This is a genomic window from Paenimyroides tangerinum (assembly GCF_003865405.1).
Lineage (GTDB): Bacteria > Bacteroidota > Bacteroidia > Flavobacteriales > Flavobacteriaceae > Flavobacterium > Flavobacterium tangerinum.
The window spans coordinates 91,985-112,014 of sequence record NZ_RQVQ01000009.1; the positions used below are offsets into that span (position 1 = coordinate 91,985).

The 20,030-nt window shown below is 30.5% G+C and carries 11 protein-coding genes, 2 tRNA genes and 1 CRISPR repeat array; of the genes, 8 read left to right on the top strand and 5 right to left on the bottom strand.

What is annotated here, in order from left to right:
• Positions 1-318: 318 nt before the first annotated feature.
• The 3 genes from EG240_RS05520 to rbfA form a co-directional block, all read right to left on the bottom strand.
• Positions 319-729 (bottom strand): hypothetical protein, encoded by a 411-nt coding sequence (locus EG240_RS05520; protein ID WP_125018295.1) that lies wholly within the window; start codon positions 727-729, stop codon positions 319-321.
• Positions 730-816: 87 nt separating this feature from the next.
• Positions 817-2,022: an FtsX-like permease family protein gene (locus EG240_RS05525; protein WP_125018298.1), complete on the bottom strand. Its 1,206-nt coding sequence runs from the start codon at positions 2,020-2,022 to the stop codon at positions 817-819.
• Between the two features lies 1 nt (position 2,023).
• On the bottom strand, positions 2,024-2,416 hold the full coding sequence (rbfA, locus tag EG240_RS05530) for a 30S ribosome-binding factor RbfA (protein WP_125018301.1): 393 nt from the start codon (positions 2,414-2,416) through the stop codon (positions 2,024-2,026).
• 63 nt (positions 2,417-2,479) lie between these two features.
• On the opposite strand from rbfA, the gene mce reads away from it, so the two are divergent.
• The 5 genes from mce (at position 2,480) to EG240_RS05555 (ending at position 6,065) form a co-directional block, all read left to right on the top strand.
• Positions 2,480-2,881: a methylmalonyl-CoA epimerase gene (gene mce / locus EG240_RS05535; RefSeq protein ID WP_125018303.1), complete on the top strand. Its 402-nt coding sequence runs from the start codon at positions 2,480-2,482 to the stop codon at positions 2,879-2,881.
• 69 nt (positions 2,882-2,950) lie between these two features.
• Positions 2,951-3,024: transfer RNA gene (locus EG240_RS05540), tRNA-Ile, on the top strand.
• A 26-nt stretch (positions 3,025-3,050) separates the two neighbouring features.
• A tRNA-Ile gene (locus EG240_RS05545) sits at positions 3,051-3,124 on the top strand.
• Positions 3,125-3,234: 110 nt separating this feature from the next.
• Positions 3,235-5,592 carry a TonB-dependent receptor gene (locus EG240_RS05550; protein WP_125018307.1) on the top strand — a complete coding sequence of 786 codons (2,358 nt, stop codon included), beginning with the start codon at positions 3,235-3,237 and terminating at the stop codon, positions 5,590-5,592.
• Between the two features lie 11 nt (positions 5,593-5,603).
• Entirely contained in the window at positions 5,604-6,065 is a 462-nt protein-coding gene (locus EG240_RS05555; RefSeq protein WP_125018309.1) for a thioredoxin family protein, read from the top strand.
• 102 nt (positions 6,066-6,167) lie between these two features.
• Here the strand turns inward: EG240_RS05555 and EG240_RS05560 are convergent, their stop codons facing one another.
• The gene (locus EG240_RS05560) at positions 6,168-6,392 is read right to left on the bottom strand and encodes a CDGSH iron-sulfur domain-containing protein (RefSeq protein ID WP_125018312.1); all 225 of its coding nucleotides are present in this window, start codon (positions 6,390-6,392) and stop codon (positions 6,168-6,170) included.
• Positions 6,393-6,920: 528 nt separating this feature from the next.
• On the opposite strand from EG240_RS05560, the gene cas9 reads away from it, so the two are divergent.
• From cas9 to cas2, 3 genes are read left to right on the top strand one after another with little or no spacing between them, the layout of a single operon-like run.
• A complete protein-coding gene (gene cas9 / locus EG240_RS05565) occupies positions 6,921-11,255 on the top strand; it encodes a type II CRISPR RNA-guided endonuclease Cas9 (protein ID WP_125018315.1) in 4,335 nt (1,444 codons plus the stop codon).
• A 5-nt stretch (positions 11,256-11,260) separates the two neighbouring features.
• A complete protein-coding gene (cas1, locus tag EG240_RS05570) occupies positions 11,261-12,148 on the top strand; it encodes a type II CRISPR-associated endonuclease Cas1 (RefSeq protein ID WP_125018318.1) in 888 nt (295 codons plus the stop codon).
• Positions 12,145-12,483: a CRISPR-associated endonuclease Cas2 gene (gene cas2, locus EG240_RS05575; protein WP_125018321.1), complete on the top strand. Its 339-nt coding sequence runs from the start codon at positions 12,145-12,147 to the stop codon at positions 12,481-12,483. Before cas1 ends, cas2 begins: the two co-directional genes overlap by 4 nt.
• 107 nt (positions 12,484-12,590) lie before the next feature.
• Positions 12,591-16,668: a CRISPR direct-repeat array (repeat unit 49 nt; unit sequence GTTGTAATTCTAAAGATTAAATCTACAAAATTTGAAAGGAATTCACAAC).
• A gap of 312 nt (positions 16,669-16,980) precedes the next feature.
• On the opposite strand, the gene EG240_RS05580 is transcribed toward cas2, so the two are convergent.
• Positions 16,981-19,929, bottom strand: coding sequence for a VIT domain-containing protein (locus EG240_RS05580; RefSeq protein WP_125018324.1), 2,949 nt, complete (start codon positions 19,927-19,929; stop codon positions 16,981-16,983).
• Between the last annotated feature and the right edge of the window lie 101 nt (positions 19,930-20,030).

Sequence of the window (20,030 nt, forward strand, 5' to 3'; positions counted from 1 at the left end):
AGGAAGTAGAATTTGTTTTGTAACAATTCATTTTGCAATCATTTTAATCAATCGTAGTTAGTATAATCAAGCATAAGGGGTATGCTGATTTTATTGATTCAATACATCAAGACATGTGCATTGTTATTTCTTTTTAGAAATAAAAAAAAACTCCAGTTAGAATTCTAACTGGAGTTTAGTTTTTGTGTTTTTTCAAAACGAAATATATCTAATTTCATCAATATATAGTAATCCCATTCTATTGGTTCTATATTTAATGATTTGTATATAGTTATCGTAAATAGTAACTATTATTTATTTACTATTTAAAGTTTGGTATTAGTTTTGGGCTGTATTTTTTGCTCCTGCAGCTGTATAGATTACATCAACAATTGGACTATCGATATAACCTTCTAATTTAGCTTGAACTTTAAATGTACCACTCAATGTAGAAGTGATTGAAGTGCCATCAATTTGACGGTTGTTTACATAATAAGTAACTTGGTCAGTAACTTCAGTACCATTTAGAAAAGTCGTTAGTAAAACTGGGGTTCCAACACTAACATTTTTACCGCTAGCGTACAAAGCAAGCTGATTTTTTTGAATATTTGATGAGTTTTCGTCGTCAGGAATCTCTAATGATTCTTTATCTGTTTGTGCTAGTTTAGCAGATTCGTCGTCTGCTGAACAAGAAACTATCGGAAGTACTAGTACTAATAAAATAGCTAATAGTGTAAATATTTTTTTCATAAAAAGTTATTAATTAAATAAAAACGAATTTATTAAATAAATCTTAATATCAAAAAAAAACCTTGTTAAAACCGAAAAAATATTGATTTAAGTGTATAAATATTTTTTATTAATTCGAGTTGATGCTAAAAGCGACGCAAAAAAGGCTAAAATAAAAATGGTAAGAAATACAATTATTGCATTTGAGAAATTTATCTCAACAGGATAGGGTACTTGTTCAGAGATAGTAATAAATTGAAATTTATATTGTAAAAAAACAATTCCTAAACCTAATAATAAACCTAGAATAGCTCCAAATGTAGAAAGAATCATACCTTGGAATAAGAAAATTCTTTTTAAATTTCTGATGCTAATTCCAATGTCATTTAAAGTTTTTAGATTTTCCTTTTTTTCTAAAATCATCATGATTAAAGCTCCAGCTAACGAAAATAGTGTTACAATGATAACCAAAGTAAATATTAAATAAATAGCAATGCTTTCTGTTTGAAGCATTTTGTGTAAACTATCATTTAGTTCTGAACGGTTTTTAATTTGATATTTGTCTCCAAAAATCCCAACCAATGCCTTTTTAGCTTGGTTTTCAGAAAATTCGTTTGCAACTTTAAACTCAATTTTTGAGAATTGATTCTTATTCCATTCTAATAATTCTTGAGCTAAATGAATATCAGCATAAATATATTTTCCGTCTATATCTGAATTTTGAAGCGAATAAATTCCTGATGGATAAAGTGTGAATTTATTATATGCATCTTCTGGAGAATCAAATGCACCTTCACCAGGTTTCATTGCCAAGACTTCTAAAAAATGCTCGTCAGTATATGTACCAACTGATAAATTATTTGAGATGATTTGTCCTAAGACAACTTGGTTTGTATTAGGAAGTAACCAATCACCATAAAGAATGTGTTTATCAATATTAGTTACTTTATTGTATAAAGAATCGATGCCTTTAATATTAGCAACCAATTGTTTTTCTCCGTAGTTAAAAACAACACGCTCCTCAACAACAAAAGAATAAGCTAATATTTCTTTTAGGTTGTTTAGTTTTTGAATTTCGTTTTCAGTCACAGAAATCGATTTGCCATGTACTGGCTCGATAACCAAATCAGGATCGATTTCATTAGTAAATGATAAGTTAAACGTTTTCAATCCGCTAAAAACCGATAGTACCACAAACAAAGCCATGGAGCTTACTAAAATTCCTATCGTAGAAATTTTAGTAATGGTATTGATTGCTTTAGTTTTACTTTTACTAAAGGCATATCGTTTGGCTATGTAAAATGGTACGTTCAAACTATTTTTTCTTTCTACGTTCTAATAAATCTCTATGCATAATCGGATTTTCTTCTGCTTTTAATGCATTATCTATTTTTTCGATATAATCCAAACTATCATCAATATAGAACATTAAATTAGGTACTTTACGTAATTGATTTTTTACGCGTTGAGCCAAATCATGTTTGATTAAAGGCGCGTTTGTTTTAATTGCTGTTAGTAATTCTGGAGCTTTTTCGTTTGGAAAAATACTTAAATAAACCTTAGCAATAGATAAATCGGTAGTAACACTCACTTTAGAAACCGATATAATTAAATTTGTAATTCCGTTTTTACGTACTTCACCTTGCAAGATATCAACTAAATCACCTTGCAATAAAGCACCCATTTTCTTTTGTCTGTTCGTTTCCATAATGCAAAAGTACAAATTTCATAAGATATATTTATCTTTGCTGATATAATACATAAAAAAATCATGAGAAAAATTGAACATATCGGTATAGCAGTAAAAGATTTACAAGCTTCTAATCTAATTTTTGAAAAATTATTTGGCGCTCCTGCGTATAAAGAAGAAGAAGTTGCGTCGGAAGGTGTAAAAACATCTTTCTTTATGAACGGTCCAAATAAAATTGAATTATTAGAAGCAACCAATCCAGATTCGCCAATTGCTAAGTTTTTAGAAAAAAAAGGAGAAGGAATTCATCATATCGCTTTTGATGTAGAAGATATCGTTTCGGAAAGCGAACGATTAAAAAATGAAGGATTCACTGTGTTAAATGAGATTCCTAAAAAAGGTGCTGATAATAAATTAGTTGCATTCTTGCACCCAAAAACAACAAACGGTGTATTAATTGAACTTTGCCAAGAGATAAAATAATTTTTTGATAAAGCTTGTGAAAATGCAGAATTTGCATTAATATTGCACTCGTTAATAACAATTGACGCCGGTCCTATAGCTCAGTTGGTTAGAGCACCTGACTCATAATCAGGTGGTCCCTGGTTCGAGCCCAGGTGGGACCACAACAAACCAAAGTTGTAAAAATATTGGTCCTATAGCTCAGTTGGTTAGAGCAACTGACTCATAATCAGTAGGTCCCTGGTTCGAGCCCAGGTGGGACCACAAATTCAAAGCCTTTGTAGAAATACAGAGGCTTTTTTATTTATATCAAAAAAATATTTTTTAGTCTAATCTAAATTTATAATTTTGTACTATCTAAATTTATAGTTAGAATGAACAAAATATATATAATAGCCTCATTTTTATTTACATTCCAATGTTTTTCTCAGACAGGAAATATAAAAGGAAGTGTTTTTTCAGATAAAAACGTTTTAGGAAATGCTCAGATTGTTATTCAAAACACAGATCTGGAAACATTCTCAAATACAAACGGTTTTTATGAAATCCAAAACCTTCCAATCGGTCAACAAACAATTCAAGTATCTTATATTGGATTTCAAACTCAAACTCAAACCGTTGAAATCATTGATGGAGAAACTATTGAATTAAATTTTGAATTACTTGATGATTTTCTAGGGTTGGAAGAAATGGTAATTACCTCAACTCGTAAACAAGTCCCAGTTTATAAAGCTCCAGTTGTAGTGAGTCGAATCAATTCGAAAACGTTCGAGACTACACAATCGTTAGCTTTGTCAGAAAGTTTGAATTTTAGTCCAGGTTTGCGAATGGAAACCAATTGTCAAAATTGTGGTTTTACTCAAGTTCGAATGAATGGTTTAGAAGGACCTTACACGCAAATTTTGATCAATAGTCGTCCCATTTTCTCTGCTTTAATGGGAGTTTACGGTTTGGATATGTTACCAACCAATATGATTGATCGCGTTGAAGTTGTCCGTGGCGGTGGTTCAGCCTTATACGGTGGAAGTGCGATTGCAGGAACTATTAATATCTTGACTAAAGATCCTATCAAAAATTCCTTTTCTATCGGGTCAAATATGGCTTTTACTGACTATAAAGTTCCAGATCGTACCATAAATATAAACGGAAGTGTGGTAAGTGATGATCTAAATAAAGGATTGAGTTTTTATGCTTACAATCGTGACAGAAAACCTTGGGATGCCAATGGAGATGGTTTTTCAGAACAAACATTATTAAAAAATACAACTTTCGGATTCGATGCTTTTTGGCAAACTTCAGATTTGAGCAAATTGAAATTAAATGTTTTTAATATCAATGAATTCCGTCGCGGCGGAAATAAATTTGAGCTTCCTGCACATCAAACGGATATTACAGAACAATTAGACCATAAAATTTTGGGTGGTGCCCTTTCGTTCGAACAATCTTCATCGGATTTAAAGCATAAATTTTCTGTTTTCACATCTGCACAAACTGTAAATAGAGATAGTTACTATGGAGGCGGTGGTCGTATTTTAGAATCTGGCGATCAACTTACCGATGCTGATATTATGGCAATCAATGCTTATGGAAATTCTAATGATATTGCAATTGTTGCTGGTGGAAATTACAATTACGAATTCAATGAAAAATACAATGTTTTGGCAGGAATCGATTATAATTTTAATCAAGTGGAAGATATAATGCCAGGTTACAACCGTTCTATAGATCAGAAAGTTGGAACATTAGGCTTTTACGGACAACTTGAAATGAAACCAATAGATAATTTTACGTTTTTAGTTGGTGCTCGTTATGATCATGTTAAAATTGATGGATTGTATGATTTTGATGTTGAAAAATCCGTAGATAGAAAAGATTTAAACGCTTTTGTACCTCGAATTACTGCTATGTATGAAATTACAGATTATTTAAAAGCTCGAGCTTCGTATTCTCAAGGATATCGCGCACCTCAAGCTTTCAATGAAGATTTACATATTGAAACAGTTGGTGGAGCAGCTTCCTTTACTGTACTTTCACCTGATTTAAAAACAGAAAAATCGAATAGTATAAATGCATCTTTAAATTTTTCTAAGAATATTGGTAGCGTACAATCGAATATTGTAATTGAAGGATTTACTACGAAATTAAATGACGTTTTTATTACGGCTGATGCAAAAGAATTACCTAGTGGTGTTTCGGTCTTAACTAAAAGAAACGGTTCGGGTGCTCGTGTAATGGGTTTAAATTTAGAAGCGAGTTTTGCTTTAAATAGAAAATGGAATCTTCAATTAGGAGGGACTGTTCAAAATGCTAAATATGATGAAGCCGAAGAAATTTGGAAATCAGAAGATGGAACAGAGGTTGTGGTAACTAAAAATATGTTGCGTACTCCAAATGTTTACGGATATTACACGCTAAGTTACAATCCAATAAAACCTTTGACTTTATCAATGTCTGGAGTTTATACAGGAAAGATGGATGTGATGCATTTAGTAGATCCAGAAACAGAACGAACGGTAATCAAACGGGTTCCTGATTTCTTTGAAAATAATATTAAAGTAGCTTACGATTTCGATTTCAAAGACAATTGCATTCAGGTTTATACCGGAATTCAAAATATGTTCAATGCCTATCAAAAGGATTTTGATCGTGGAGCTTTACGTGATGCAGGTTACATTTACGGACCAACACGTCCGCAAACGTTTTTCTTTGGCGCAAAATATACGTTGAATTAAAAACCAAACAAATGTTTTTAAAGCAGAAAATACTCTTGGTTATTTTTAGTTTTTGGATGAGCTTCGGATTCAGTCAAGTCAAAGTAAATGCGATTAGTGAAATAGATTCCTTGCTGAGAATACAACCAAAACCGATTTTAATTTTATTATCGACAGATTGGTGTTCCTATTGTAAAGTACAGAAAAAATTGGTGCAAAAAAGTGAGGGATTCAAAATAAAAGCATCTAACTTTTATTATGTCGAATTTGATGCAGAAAGTACAGATGATATTATTTTTAACGGTAAAATGATTAAGACTTCAAGTAAGAAAAACCGTAAACAAACCCACGAACTTACTTTTTATTTATTAGGAAACAGCAAACCGATTTATCCAACGTGGTTACTTCTCGATTCTGGATATAACGTACTATTTAAACACCAAGGATTCTTAAAACCTAAGTTTTTGGATGAGTTGGTTGAAAAGATTTATTGAGTATAAAAAAAATAACTAATCAGAAGTATTTTTGATTAGTCATTTTAATTTGAAAGTTATTGTTTTTTAAATGTAGCTGATGTAAATAGCTCATTAATGCGATTAAACTTTTTTTGGAGGAAGATCAAACGCTATCGCTTCATGCTCAAAATGTCCTTTGTGAGCACCGTCACAGAATGGTTTGTTTTTAGACAAACCGCAACGACAAATCGAAAGCACCGTTCTTTCTTGTAAGCCATATACATTTCCTGCTTTATCTACGATTTCGAAATCTCCTTCTATTTTTACTGATCCATTATCATTAATGGTAAGTTTTGTTTTTGACATAGTTTTATCTATAAATAGGTTTAAATACAAAACTAGACATAAAGTTGAATTTTTTTATGGTCTTATCCAATTTAGAAACATTCCTTTTAATATGTTTAAATTGAAATTATCTTCCATTAATTGTGAACAAATCTTATTGCGCTTTGATTTGTAATTATTTAAAATAATTAATTCAGTATCTAATATAACACAATTTACAGTCGAAGTAAAACAATAATCTTTATATATTTTTTTAGATTCTGATTATAATCAAATATTTAATCATCAAGGATTTTTAAAGCCAAAGTTTTTGGATGAATTGGTTGAAAAGATTTAAAATATAAAACCTCGTAGCGATATGAGGTTTTTTTGTGAGGTAAATTTTAGGCATAAAAAAGCCCCACAGATAGGCGAGGCACTAAATGTTTTCACAACGGAATAATCCTTATTGTGAATTCCTTTCGATTCAAATATAATTAAAATATTTTATAAATGAATATTTTATATTAAAAATATACTTATTTTTAAATAAAATAACCAAAAAAACAAATGAAAAAAATATTAGGACTTGATTTAGGAACCAATTCGATTGGTTGGGCTTTAATAGAACAAAATTTTGAGAACAAAGAAGGAAATATCATTGGGGTAGGAAGTAGAATAATTCCGATGACTCAAGATGTGATTGGAGAATTTGGAAGAGGAAATTCTATATCTCAAACCGCTGAGCGAACAAGTTATCGAGGTGTTCGACGATTACGTGAACGTCATTTGTTACGTAGAGAAAGACTACATCGTGTTTTGAATATTCTTGGTTTTTTACCAGAACATTATGCTAACCAAATTGATTTCCAGAAAAGGTTAGGGAAGTTTTTTCCAGAATCAGAGCCAAAAATAGTTTATCATAATAATGAATTTCTTTTTAAAAATTCATTTAATGAAATGATTGAAAATTTTAAAAAATCACAACCTGATTTTCTCAAAGATAAGAATGGTAAAGAATGCTTAGTCCCTTATGATTGGACAATTTATTATTTACGTAAGAAAGCATTAACACAAAAGATTGATAAAGGAGAGTTAGCTTGGATTATTTTAAATTTTAATCAGAAGAGAGGTTATTATCAACTTAGAGGTGAAGAGGAAGAAGAAAATTTAAATAAATTGGTGGAGTTTCACTCTTTAAGAATTGTGGATGTAATCGCTGATGAGGAAGCAAATAAAAAAGGAGAAACTTGGTATTCTTTACATTTAGAAAATGGATGGATTTACAGAAGATCAAGTAAAATATCATTAGCTGACTGGAAAGATAAAATTCGTGATTTTATAGTAACAACAGATATCAATGATGATGGTTCTGAAAAACTAGATAAAGACGGAAATGTAAAACGTAGTTTTAGAGCACCAGGTGCTGATGATTGGACTTTGTTGAAGAAAAAAACAGAACAAGAAATAGATAATTCAAATAAAACAGTTGGCACCTATATATACGAGCATCTATTACTTGATCCTAAGCAGAAAATAAAGGGTAAATTAGTTCGTACTATCGAACGCAAGTTTTATAAACAAGAATTAGAACAAATTTTAAAGAAGCAATCGGAGTTTCATTCAGAATTAATGGATGGAAATTTATTGTCAGACAGTGCTCGAGAATTATATAAAAACAATTTAAGTCAGCAACAAATCATATCCGCTAAGGATTTTGTTCATCTTTTTTTGAATGATATTATTTTCTATCAAAGACCTTTGAGAAGCCAGAAAAATCTTATTTCAAATTGTACTTTAGAAAGTAGAAAATCGAAGGATGGCGTTGTTTTTCCAATAAAAGTAATTGCAAAATCAAATCCTTATTTTCAAGAATTTAGATTGCTACAATGGTTACAAAATTTGGCAATTTATACCAAAGAAGATGATAAAAACGTAACGCAGAATTTTTTAGATAGCTTAGAGAAATGGGAAGCGCTACTGAATTGGTTAAAAACTAAAAAAGAGATAAAGCAAGATGCGTTAATCAGATATTTGTTAGAAGCCCAAGGTTTTAAATCTAAAGCTTTGACGGCAGAAATGGCTAAATACCGTTGGAATTATGTACAAAATAAAGACTATCCTGCTTTTGAAACAAGACATCTTATTCAATCTCGATTAGATAAAGTAGAAGGTGTTCCAGTTGGTTTTTTGAATGCAGAAATGGAAATGAAGTTATGGCATTTGATTTTTTCTGTAACAGATAAATTGGAATATGAGAAAGCGCTTAAAAAGTTTGCTTCAAAATATAAGCTTGATGAAGTAAGTTTTGTAGAAGCATTTAAGAAAGTCCCACCTTTTAAAAGCGAATATGGCTCGTATTCTGAAAAAGCAATTAAGAACTTATTGACCTTGATGCGTTTTGGTTCGGATTGGAGTTTTGAAAACATAAATAAAAATGCTAAAAATAGAATAGAGAAAATTCTTACAGGCGAATACGATGAGAAAATAAAAAATCGTGTTCGTGAATTTGTGGAAAAGCGCGGGATACAAGCCGAATTTGATTTTCAAAATTTACCATTATGGTTGGCTCAGTACATTGTTTACGATCGACATTCAGAAGCAGCAATTGTTGGAAAATGGCAATCTGTTGAAGAATTAAATCAATTTGTAAACGATTTCAAACAACATTCTTTACGCAATCCAATTGTTGAGCAGGTGATAACGGAAACGCTTCGTGTTGTTCGTGATATTTGGACTAAATATGGAAATGGTGCGAAAGATTTCTTTTCTGAGATACATATTGAGCTAGGTCGTGAAATGAAAAATACATCTGATGAACGTAAACGACTGACTAGTATAGTGACTGATAATGAAAATACAAATCTTCGCATTAAAGCATTATTGGCAGAATTAGCGACAGATAGTTCAGTTGAAAATGTTCGTCCTTATTCTCCAGTGCAGCAAGATATTTTGAAGATTTATGAAGAAGGAGCTTTAAATGCTGTAGAAAATATTGAAGAAGATATTTTAAAAATTAGCAAAACAGCGCAACCTTCTAACTCAGATTTGAAGCGTTATAAACTTTGGTTAGAACAAAAATATAAATCGCCTTATACAGGACAGATTATTCCTTTGAATAAATTGTTTACACACGAATATGAAATAGAACATATCATTCCACAAAGTCGATATTTTGATGATAGTTTGAGCAATAAAGTGATTTGTGAAGCTGCGGTAAATAAACTGAAAGATAACCAAATCGGCTTTGCGTTTGTCAAAAAACATCACGGAGAAATGGTTTCCTTGGGTAATGGAAAAACGGTTAAAGTATTCGAGGTAGAAGATTATGAAGAATTTGTAAAACAACATTACGCTAAAAACAGAACCAAACGTAATAAATTATTGATGGAAGATATTCCAGAACAAATGATTGAAAGACAACTAAACGATACTCGATACATTAGTAAATATATTTCACAATTGTTATCTAACATAGTTCGTGATGATTCGCCAGAATCTTCAGATGATGGTGTTAATTCTAAAAATGTATTACCAGGAAATGGTAAAATAACGACAAAATTAAAACAAGACTGGGGATTGAATGATGTTTGGAATGATTTGATTTTACCACGATTTGAGCGAATGAATGAATTAACTTCATCTTCAGATTATACGTCGAAAAATACCAATGGTAAATTAATTCCAACAGTTCCATTGGAACAATCTAAAGGTTTTTCTAAAAAACGTATTGACCATAGGCATCACGCAATGGATGCTTTAGTTATTGCTTGTGCTACACGTGACCATATTAATCTGTTGAATAATGAGGCGGCTAAATCAAATACCAAACGTTTCGATTTACAACATAAATTACGAAAGCAAGAATCATATATCAATAGTGAAGGTAAAGAACAAAAAGCATTTAAAAATTTTTACAAACCTTGGAAATCATTTACAGAAGACAGTAAAAAGGCTTTAGAAAATACTGTAGTTAGCTTTAAGCAAAATACACGCGTAATAAATAAAGCAACGAATTATTATGAATCCTATAACGATGAAGATGGAAATCTTCGTTTGGATAAAAATGGACAACCTTCAAAAGCCTTGGTTGCTCAAAAAGGAACGAATTGGGCTGTTAGAAAAGCATTGCATAAAGAAACCGTTTCTGGTAAAATTCAATTGGATAGAATAAAAGTAGCAAAAGATAAAATCCTTACTGCTACACGCAAGTCATTAGATAGTTCTTTTAATGAAAAAACTATTCTATCTATAACGGATACAGGAATTCAAAAGATATTGTTGAATTATCTAAAATTTAAAAGTAATAATCCTGAAATCGCTTTTTCACCAGAAGGAATAGACGAGTTGAATAGTAATATTGCTCAGTTTAATGATGGTAAAAAACATCAACCTATTCTAAAAGTTCGTGTTTTTGAGCAAGGTTCAAAATTTGTTCTCGGTGAAACAGGTAATAAAACCAAAAAGTTTGTAGAAGCTGCAAAAGGAACTAATCTTTTCTTTGCCATTTATCAAGATACAACAAATAAACGTTTTTATGAAACTATTCCTTTAAATGTAGTTATTGAAAGACAAAAACAAGGACTAAATTCTGCGCCTGAAACAAACGATAAAGGACATTCATTATTAATGACTTTGTCACCCAATGATTTGGTTTATGTGCCAGACGAAAGAGATGTAATAAAAGCAGATAATGTTTATAAAATGGTTAGTTCAACAGGAAGTGAGTGTCATTTTGTTAAATCAAATATTTCAACTTTGATTAAGAATTATGACGCTAAATCTAAAATTGGAGAATTAGGGAGTCTGAATAAATTAGAAGTTACCAATGATGCTAGATTTAGAATTAAAGAGGTTTGTATCAAATTAAAAGTAGACCGTTTAGGGAATATTTCAAAAGCTTAGTTGTTATGCTCAAACGTACTATTTACATTGGCAATCCGTCTTATTTGAAGTTGAAAGACAATCAATTGAAGATCGAAGAACCAACGACCAAAGAAGTTAAAGGTTCTGTTCCGATTGAAGATTTAGGTTTCTTGGTTTTAGATCATTATCAAATTACGCTTAGTCATCAATTGATGGTCGCCTTACAACAAAATAATGTAGCGATTATCAGTTGTGACGAAAGTCATTTGCCTTTTGGTTTGATGTTGCCAATGTATGGTCATGTAGAACATAGCGAACGTTTAAAACATCAAATCAATTGTTCCGAACCTTTGCGAAAGCAATTATGGAAACAAACGATTGAAGCTAAAATTTATCAACAAAAAGAAGTGCTTCGTAAGAATAAATTGCCCTATGAAGCGATGATTGGTTATATGAATGAGGTCAAATCTGGTGACTCAACGAATATGGAAGGCATTGCTGCGCAACATTATTGGAAATATTTCTTTGATGATTTCACGCGTGAACGTAAAGGAGATTCACCCAATAATTTTCTAAATTTTGGATATGCGATTTTAAGAAGTATGGTAGCTCGGGCTTTGGTTTCTTCAGGATTAAATCCTACGATTGGAATTTTTCATCGCAATAAATACAATCCGTATTGTTTGGCAGATGATATTATGGAACCTTATCGTCCGTATGTAGATCTATTGGTATTGGATTGGATGCGAAAAACAAGCAGTCCTATTTTAGATAAAGACGCAAAAGCACATTTTTTACAATTGGCAACTTATGATGTGTATATTAATGGTTTGCAACGTCCGTTGATAACTGCTTTGAGTATTTCCACAAGTTCGTTGTGTAAATGTATAATGGGAGAAAGTAGGGTAATTCATTATCCGTTAATCAAATGAGTTTTAGTAGATATAACGCCTATCGAATTATGTGGATTTTGGTTTTTTTTGATTTGCCAACCGAAACAAAGAAACAGCGAAGTGTGGCTTCAAAGTTTCGGAAACAGTTAATTGATGATGGTTTTAATATGTTTCAATTTTCGATTTATTTACGACATTGTCCAAGTAGAGAAAATGCAGATGTTCATATTAAGCGTACCAAAAAGAATTTACCTAGTGAGGGTAAAGTTGGTATTTTGTGCGTAACTGATAAGCAATTTGGACAAATGGAATTGTTTTTTGCCAAAAAAGAGACTCAATTACCAGATATGCCACAACAGTTAGAACTGTTTTGATAGAATTAAAAAAGAACGATTTTTCATTAGAGAAATCGTTCTTTTTTTAGTTTTTTTCTAAGACTTAAAATCTGAAGAAGTCAATAAAATCAACGTTTTAGGTTGAGGTTGTAATTCTAAAGATTAAATCTACAAAATTTGAAAGGAATTCACAACCTGGATTTACAGCCGTTTACATCACAGTTAGTTGTAATTCTAAAGATTAAATCTACAAAATTTGAAAGGAATTCACAACGAATACGCGGTAGCGGGTGCAAGCGATTTAGTTGTAATTCTAAAGATTAAATCTACAAAATTTGAAAGGAATTCACAACCCTCCTGAAAAAGCACTAGAATCGTTTGGAGTTGTAATTCTAAAGATTAAATCTACAAAATTTGAAAGGAATTCACAACAAGCAATCGGAATTTAATCATAAAAGTCCTGTTGTAATTCTAAAGATTAAATCTACAAAATTTGAAAGGAATTCACAACACGCGACTCCGCTGCTTCTGCCCGTTCTCTGTTGTAATTCTAAAGATTAAATCTACAAAATTTGAAAGGAATTCACAACGTACTTCTTCCATTTCTTTTCTTTGTTAAAGTTGTAATTCTAAAGATTAAATCTACAAAATTTGAAAGGAATTCACAACACAAACGCACCAGTATTCCGTAAGTAGTATGTTGTAATTCTAAAGATTAAATCTACAAAATTTGAAAGGAATTCACAACTTAATTTCAATGATATTATCTCATTGGACGGTTGTAATTCTAAAGATTAAATCTACAAAATTTGAAAGGAATTCACAACACACTTGAACACCAGTAGTTTCACCTAAAAGTTGTAATTCTAAAGATTAAATCTACAAAATTTGAAAGGAATTCACAACAGCCTTCGAGCAACGTCAACAATTCATTTTGTTGTAATTCTAAAGATTAAATCTACAAAATTTGAAAGGAATTCACAACAGTTATAAAGTTATTAATGATGAAATATTTGTTGTAATTCTAAAGATTAAATCTACAAAATTTGAAAGGAATTCACAACTACGGTGGAAGCGTATTCGATTATGGTACAGTTGTAATTCTAAAGATTAAATCTACAAAATTTGAAAGGAATTCACAACATATTACCAAAAGAAATACTTTTTATTTTTGTTGTAATTCTAAAGATTAAATCTACAAAATTTGAAAGGAATTCACAACACAAGCAATAAAGCACAATGGATTTCCAAAGTTGTAATTCTAAAGATTAAATCTACAAAATTTGAAAGGAATTCACAACCATTAGCACAGTATTCAATCCATAGATTACGTTGTAATTCTAAAGATTAAATCTACAAAATTTGAAAGGAATTCACAACTTACGCCGTTTTCTGTAAATTGGATTTTTAGTTGTAATTCTAAAGATTAAATCTACAAAATTTGAAAGGAATTCACAACCAAAACAACGACGTAAAAACATTGCCAGAGGTTGTAATTCTAAAGATTAAATCTACAAAATTTGAAAGGAATTCACAACGTATTCGATTTGATTGTCTTTTGCACTCATGTTGTAATTCTAAAGATTAAATCTACAAAATTTGAAAGGAATTCACAACACGAAACGAGGCGCTGGATTGCCGAATTTAGTTGTAATTCTAAAGATTAAATCTACAAAATTTGAAAGGAATTCACAACAAGCAATAGCCTCTAACTCTGTTGAGATTGGTTGTAATTCTAAAGATTAAATCTACAAAATTTGAAAGGAATTCACAACGAAGTTTATTCGGAGTAGTAGATTTTAAAAGTTGTAATTCTAAAGATTAAATCTACAAAATTTGAAAGGAATTCACAACACAATTTAGTTAAAATTGAATCTAATACAGGTTGTAATTCTAAAGATTAAATCTACAAAATTTGAAAGGAATTCACAACCAGCACCAGCGATTTTCTTAGCCTTTAGGTGTTGTAATTCTAAAGATTAAATCTACAAAATTTGAAAGGAATTCACAACAATCTTCTTCGTATTTCTTATCAACCTCTTGTTGTAATTCTAAAGATTAAATCTACAAAATTTGAAAGGAATTCACAACGTTGGGCTGTATGTTAATCCTCCAGCGTTTGTTGTAATTCTAAAGATTAAATCTACAAAATTTGAAAGGAATTCACAACCTACATTAATAATAATATAAATCTATAATAGTTGTAATTCTAAAGATTAAATCTACAAAATTTGAAAGGAATTCACAACCAATAGAACCTATGCAATACCTTATATCAAGTTGTAATTCTAAAGATTAAATCTACAAAATTTGAAAGGAATTCACAACGCATCTAACCAAGCGTTTTAAAATATCAAAGTTGTAATTCTAAAGATTAAATCTACAAAATTTGAAAGGAATTCACAACAATAATGTTTATCTAAACCCTTTGCAATTTGTTGTAATTCTAAAGATTAAATCTACAAAATTTGAAAGGAATTCACAACATATTCTATTTCTATAACTTCATTTAATGGGTTGTAATTCTAAAGATTAAATCTACAAAATTTGAAAGGAATTCACAACCCTATCTAATGGTGTTAGTGGTAATTGGTTGTTGTAATTCTAAAGATTAAATCTACAAAATTTGAAAGGAATTCACAACATTTACTGTATTTTGTATTTGTGTTTTTTCGTTGTAATTCTAAAGATTAAATCTACAAAATTTGAAAGGAATTCACAACATATTTCCGTCTAAAACCGAAATCAATATTGTTGTAATTCTAAAGATTAAATCTACAAAATTTGAAAGGAATTCACAACAAGTATAAACTAAACCATCAGTTGCTACTTGTTGTAATTCTAAAGATTAAATCTACAAAATTTGAAAGGAATTCACAACGAATATCGATAGCTACATTTAAACTGCTAGGTTGTAATTCTAAAGATTAAATCTACAAAATTTGAAAGGAATTCACAACTACGCAGAGAGTAAAACAAATAAGCGTTGCGTTGTAATTCTAAAGATTAAATCTACAAAATTTGAAAGGAATTCACAACTTAATTCTCTAACAGAAAAATTACTTTTACGTTGTAATTCTAAAGATTAAATCTACAAAATTTGAAAGGAATTCACAACTGTCCGCTAATTTAAAATTATTTATTATGGGTTGTAATTCTAAAGATTAAATCTACAAAATTTGAAAGGAATTCACAACGATAACTCAAAACATGATAAAACCGTTCAAGTTGTAATTCTAAAGATTAAATCTACAAAATTTGAAAGGAATTCACAACGCGAAAATCCTTTGAAATGAAGCATGTCTTGTTGTAATTCTAAAGATTAAATCTACAAAATTTGAAAGGAATTCACAACTAATTTCTTTCTTTTCTTTTAATAAAGCTAGTTGTAATTCTAAAGATTAAATCTACAAAATTTGAAAGGAATTCACAACCCCCTAAACCGTAAACGCTCCATTTAAAAGGTTGTAATTCTAAAGATTAAATCTACAAAATTTGAAAGGAATTCACAACATGGTTTAGTTTATCCTGATTATACAGGCGGTTGTAATTCTAAAGATTAAATCTACAAAATTTGAAAGGAATTCACAACAATATAAATTAAATGATCAGAAAATTGGGAGTTGTAATTCTAAAGATTAAATCTACAAAATTTGAAAGGAATTCACAACGCGGCGTATGTCAATCGCTTTTGTTCCCGGGTTGTAATTCTAAAGATTAAATCTACAAAATTTGAAAGGAATTCACAACTAATATTGATTTTAAATGATAAGATTGCAGGTTGTAATTCTAAAGATTAAATCTACAAAATTTGAAAGGAATTCACAACTGTTGGTAAGAAGTTATTTGTATTTACTTCGTTGTAATTCTAAAGATTAAATCTACAAAATTTGAAAGGAATTCACAACTGCTAATAGGCCAAACTATGAGGAGCTTTTGTTGTAATTCTAAAGATTAAATCTACAAAATTTGAAAGGAATTCACAACGTTTATTGATGATTTTTTCAAACCCAAAATGTTGTAATTCTAAAGATTAAATCTACAAAATTTGAAAGGAATTCACAACGTCGGCTGTGCTACGTTTGAAAACGGTGCTGTTGTAATTCTAAAGATTAAATCTACAAAATTTGAAAGGAATTCACAACCGCCCCGGCTGTCCCTGTTGCTCCGGAACTGTTGTAATTCTAAAGATTAAATCTACAAAATTTGAAAGGAATTCACAACCACGCGAATATGGTGGATTATTAGATAACCGTTGTAATTCTAAAGATTAAATCTACAAAATTAGAATCTAGTGTGATAAATTTTTTTTGAATACAAAAGGTTTTAGGTTTGAATCCAATCGAAGTTACAATTCATAAGAAGTTTAAGAAATAAATATATTTCTTACCTTTGCATAGTAAAAGCGCCCCTTTATACATTCTGCTATAAAGCAGCACTATAAAATTAAAATATTAGCCTCAGACTTGTTCTGAGGTTTTTTTGTAACTAAAAAAGCGTCTTAATTTATTTAAAAATTAAGACGCTTTTTAGATTTTAAAACTCAAACTCACCAATCAAGATTTTGTCATCACCTCGGTCGGGTTTGTTGTTTTGGAAAGTAATAAGACTTCGAATTTCTTTTCCTGAGCTATACATCAAATATATTTCTGCCGAAATAGTTGTTGGCCCAGAAAGCGACATTTGATTTTCACCAAAGAAATTTGTCTTAATTTTATATTTTCCTTTGACAGCTTTTTTGAGCATAAATTGTTCAGGTCCGAAACCTTGTGTAATGTCGTTGCTCATTCTTCCACCAATTTGAGTGGTCGGACTTCCGTAATAACATGTTTCGCCATTTGGATCTTCAATCCACAAATCAATATCTGTGTTGTCTTTGTTCCAATTGATTACCACACGAATATCCACCGGAATATCAGCAATCATTCTTTTATCTATTTTTGAAAGGTCTAAATTATTACCGTAAAGCGATATTAAATTGTTGATTTCAGGAATCAATATTTCAGAAATATTTTTATTTCTACGAGAAAATTCCGCATCATACGAATTTGTAATCGTTTGATATAAATGGCCTAAAGCTTCTTGATAACGTTTGTTATCTTGTAATGCCAATGCATAATCACGATGACTTTGTGCATCAAACGGGCGAGATTTTAAAACTTTTTCAGCGATAAATAGTTCCGTTTCATACATTTCTAATTCTTTTAATTTATAAGCTAAAAGTTTGTATAATTCGGCATTTTCCAAACCTAGTTCTGCAATTGAACTCAAAATCTTTGTACCTGTTTCTTTATCTTTTTGTTGTATGAAGTAGGTCGCAACGTCATAATAAAAACTTGGAGTTTCTTGATACGTTTCTCGTAATTCTAAATAAGTTTCGTACGGACTTTTAGAAGTTTCTATTAGTTTAACGTAATCTTTGTCTGATTTTATATCAAAGGTTTTGATTTCAGGAACGTAGTTTCTGTTTGGTTTAGATTCCTTCTTTCTGTCTGATGAACCAGCTGATTCCATAACAACGGCATCCATTGTTGCTACGCTTTCATTTTGAACAGTTCTTGCTACTTGTGAGCTTGAACTTGCTTGTTCCTCTGCGGCTTCGACAGCTGCAATCATATCTGCTTGTGGAGCTTCGTTTTGAACAGCCATCATTCTTAGAGCTTGATTTCCGGTTGGACCGATTTCTTTAGCAGGAACTGGATATTTTTTCTTATTTTTCGAATAATCGGTATTCCACCATTTTTTTAAATCTTCTGTTGTTTGAATAGCTGCATCTACCAAATTTTTATTTTCATTAGCAATATTGTCGCGATTGTTTTTCACGATTTGGTCATATTCAACTTTTAATTCGTCAGGCGGATTGATTTTATATCTTACATAATCATAAACATCTTCCAAGACAATCAAGCTGGTGTTTGAAGTCACAATTCCAAATTGATTTCCGATTTCTAATATATCTTCTTTGTTTTCATCTGGATTTTGTTCTAAATAATTCACCTTGTTTTGTGCCCAAACTTTACTAATTTCAAAAGTTTTTGATGCGTTTTTCAAATCGATTTCTTTAGTGAAAAGAACTTTTCCATTTCTTCCAAATTCTAAAATAATAGTATTTAATGACGATGGACAAATTCCAGTTACAGCAAATTCTTTTTCGATTTCGGTTCCGATTGGCGGATAAACTTCGGTTATATTTTTGTCTTTTACTCCAATAAATTGTAAGTTGTTTTCATTGATTTTCTGATATGCTTTTTCAACCGACATTTCAGATAGGTTTATGAATTTCCCAAGATTTTTCTGAGCAATATTGTTTAGAACTCCAAAGTTTGAAGTCGCAGCAGATCCAATGGTGTAAATGGGTTTGTTAGATTTGAATTGGTTCGGACCAAAGGTTGAAATTCCATCAGAAAACATTAGATATTCGTTCGCTGTAAGTTTGGATGGATTAATGACGGCATAATTTGTTGCTCCATCGTAAACTGTTTTTTCAAGATAATTTTTCAATTCCGACCATTCGCCGTTTTTAATTTGGAATGTTTTTCCTTTTTCTAATTGAATATTCAGTAAAACAACTTCAATGGTTAAGTTATTTTGCTGTTGAATAATTTTCCCTAATAATTCTAATTCTTTGGTGTGATTTCGTTTCAAACCACTAAGCGAATTATCCCAAATAATACCTAAATTATTTGACCAAATCTTAGGTTCTGATTTGCTATTTATGATCGTATTTGCGTAAAAATACATCGAACCATCAGTATTTTTTTGCGTAAATGCTTCAATCTTATTTTCTGCTTTTGGTAATTGAATCGTTAAAGATTTTGAAATAGAAAAATCAGTTTTAGATAAACTAGCTTCATAGACATTGCTATTTTCAGAGAATGTAAAAGTTCTATCAGGTGATTCAATTAATTTTGGTTTTTCCGAAGCCTGAAAAACTTTAACCGTTAAATCAAACTTGCCAATTTTTTCAGACGAATCTAAAGGTAAATGATATTGATAGTTGTTGTTTTCTAAATTTAATTCTTGATAATACGCAATTTGAATGGTTCTGATTCCATTTGCAGGAATCGGTGAAATTCGGGTTTTGAAATTATTTCCTTCAACTTTTTCTATAATTCCTGGGTCAACATTTCGTTTCTGAATACTTTCAAAAACTTCAGTTGCACGTTCTTTTGGAACAGGAACCGCATTTCTAAGTTTTCCATTTATGTCAATTGCATAACTGCTAACCGTTGTGTTTTCGGGTAATGGAAAGGTTAGATTACCTTCCAAAACCCGATTTGAATTGTTTTTGAAAACTAATGTTGAAGTCGTTTTTGCAAGATTTCCAAAAATTTCAACATTGATTTGCATCGATTCCAAAGCAACCGAATTTTTATATTCTTTTGATTGAATTTCTAGTTTCGGAATTCCACTATTTTGCGCATTGCTTTTTGTGAACGTTATAAAAGCACAAAAAAGAAATACAATTTGAATTATTTTTTTCATAAGAATTGGTTTAGTTTAACTAAATATACGTATTATGATTCATAACCTGAGTTCGATTAATAAATCAAGAAAAATAGTTGGTAAAAAAAAGAAATAGTTGT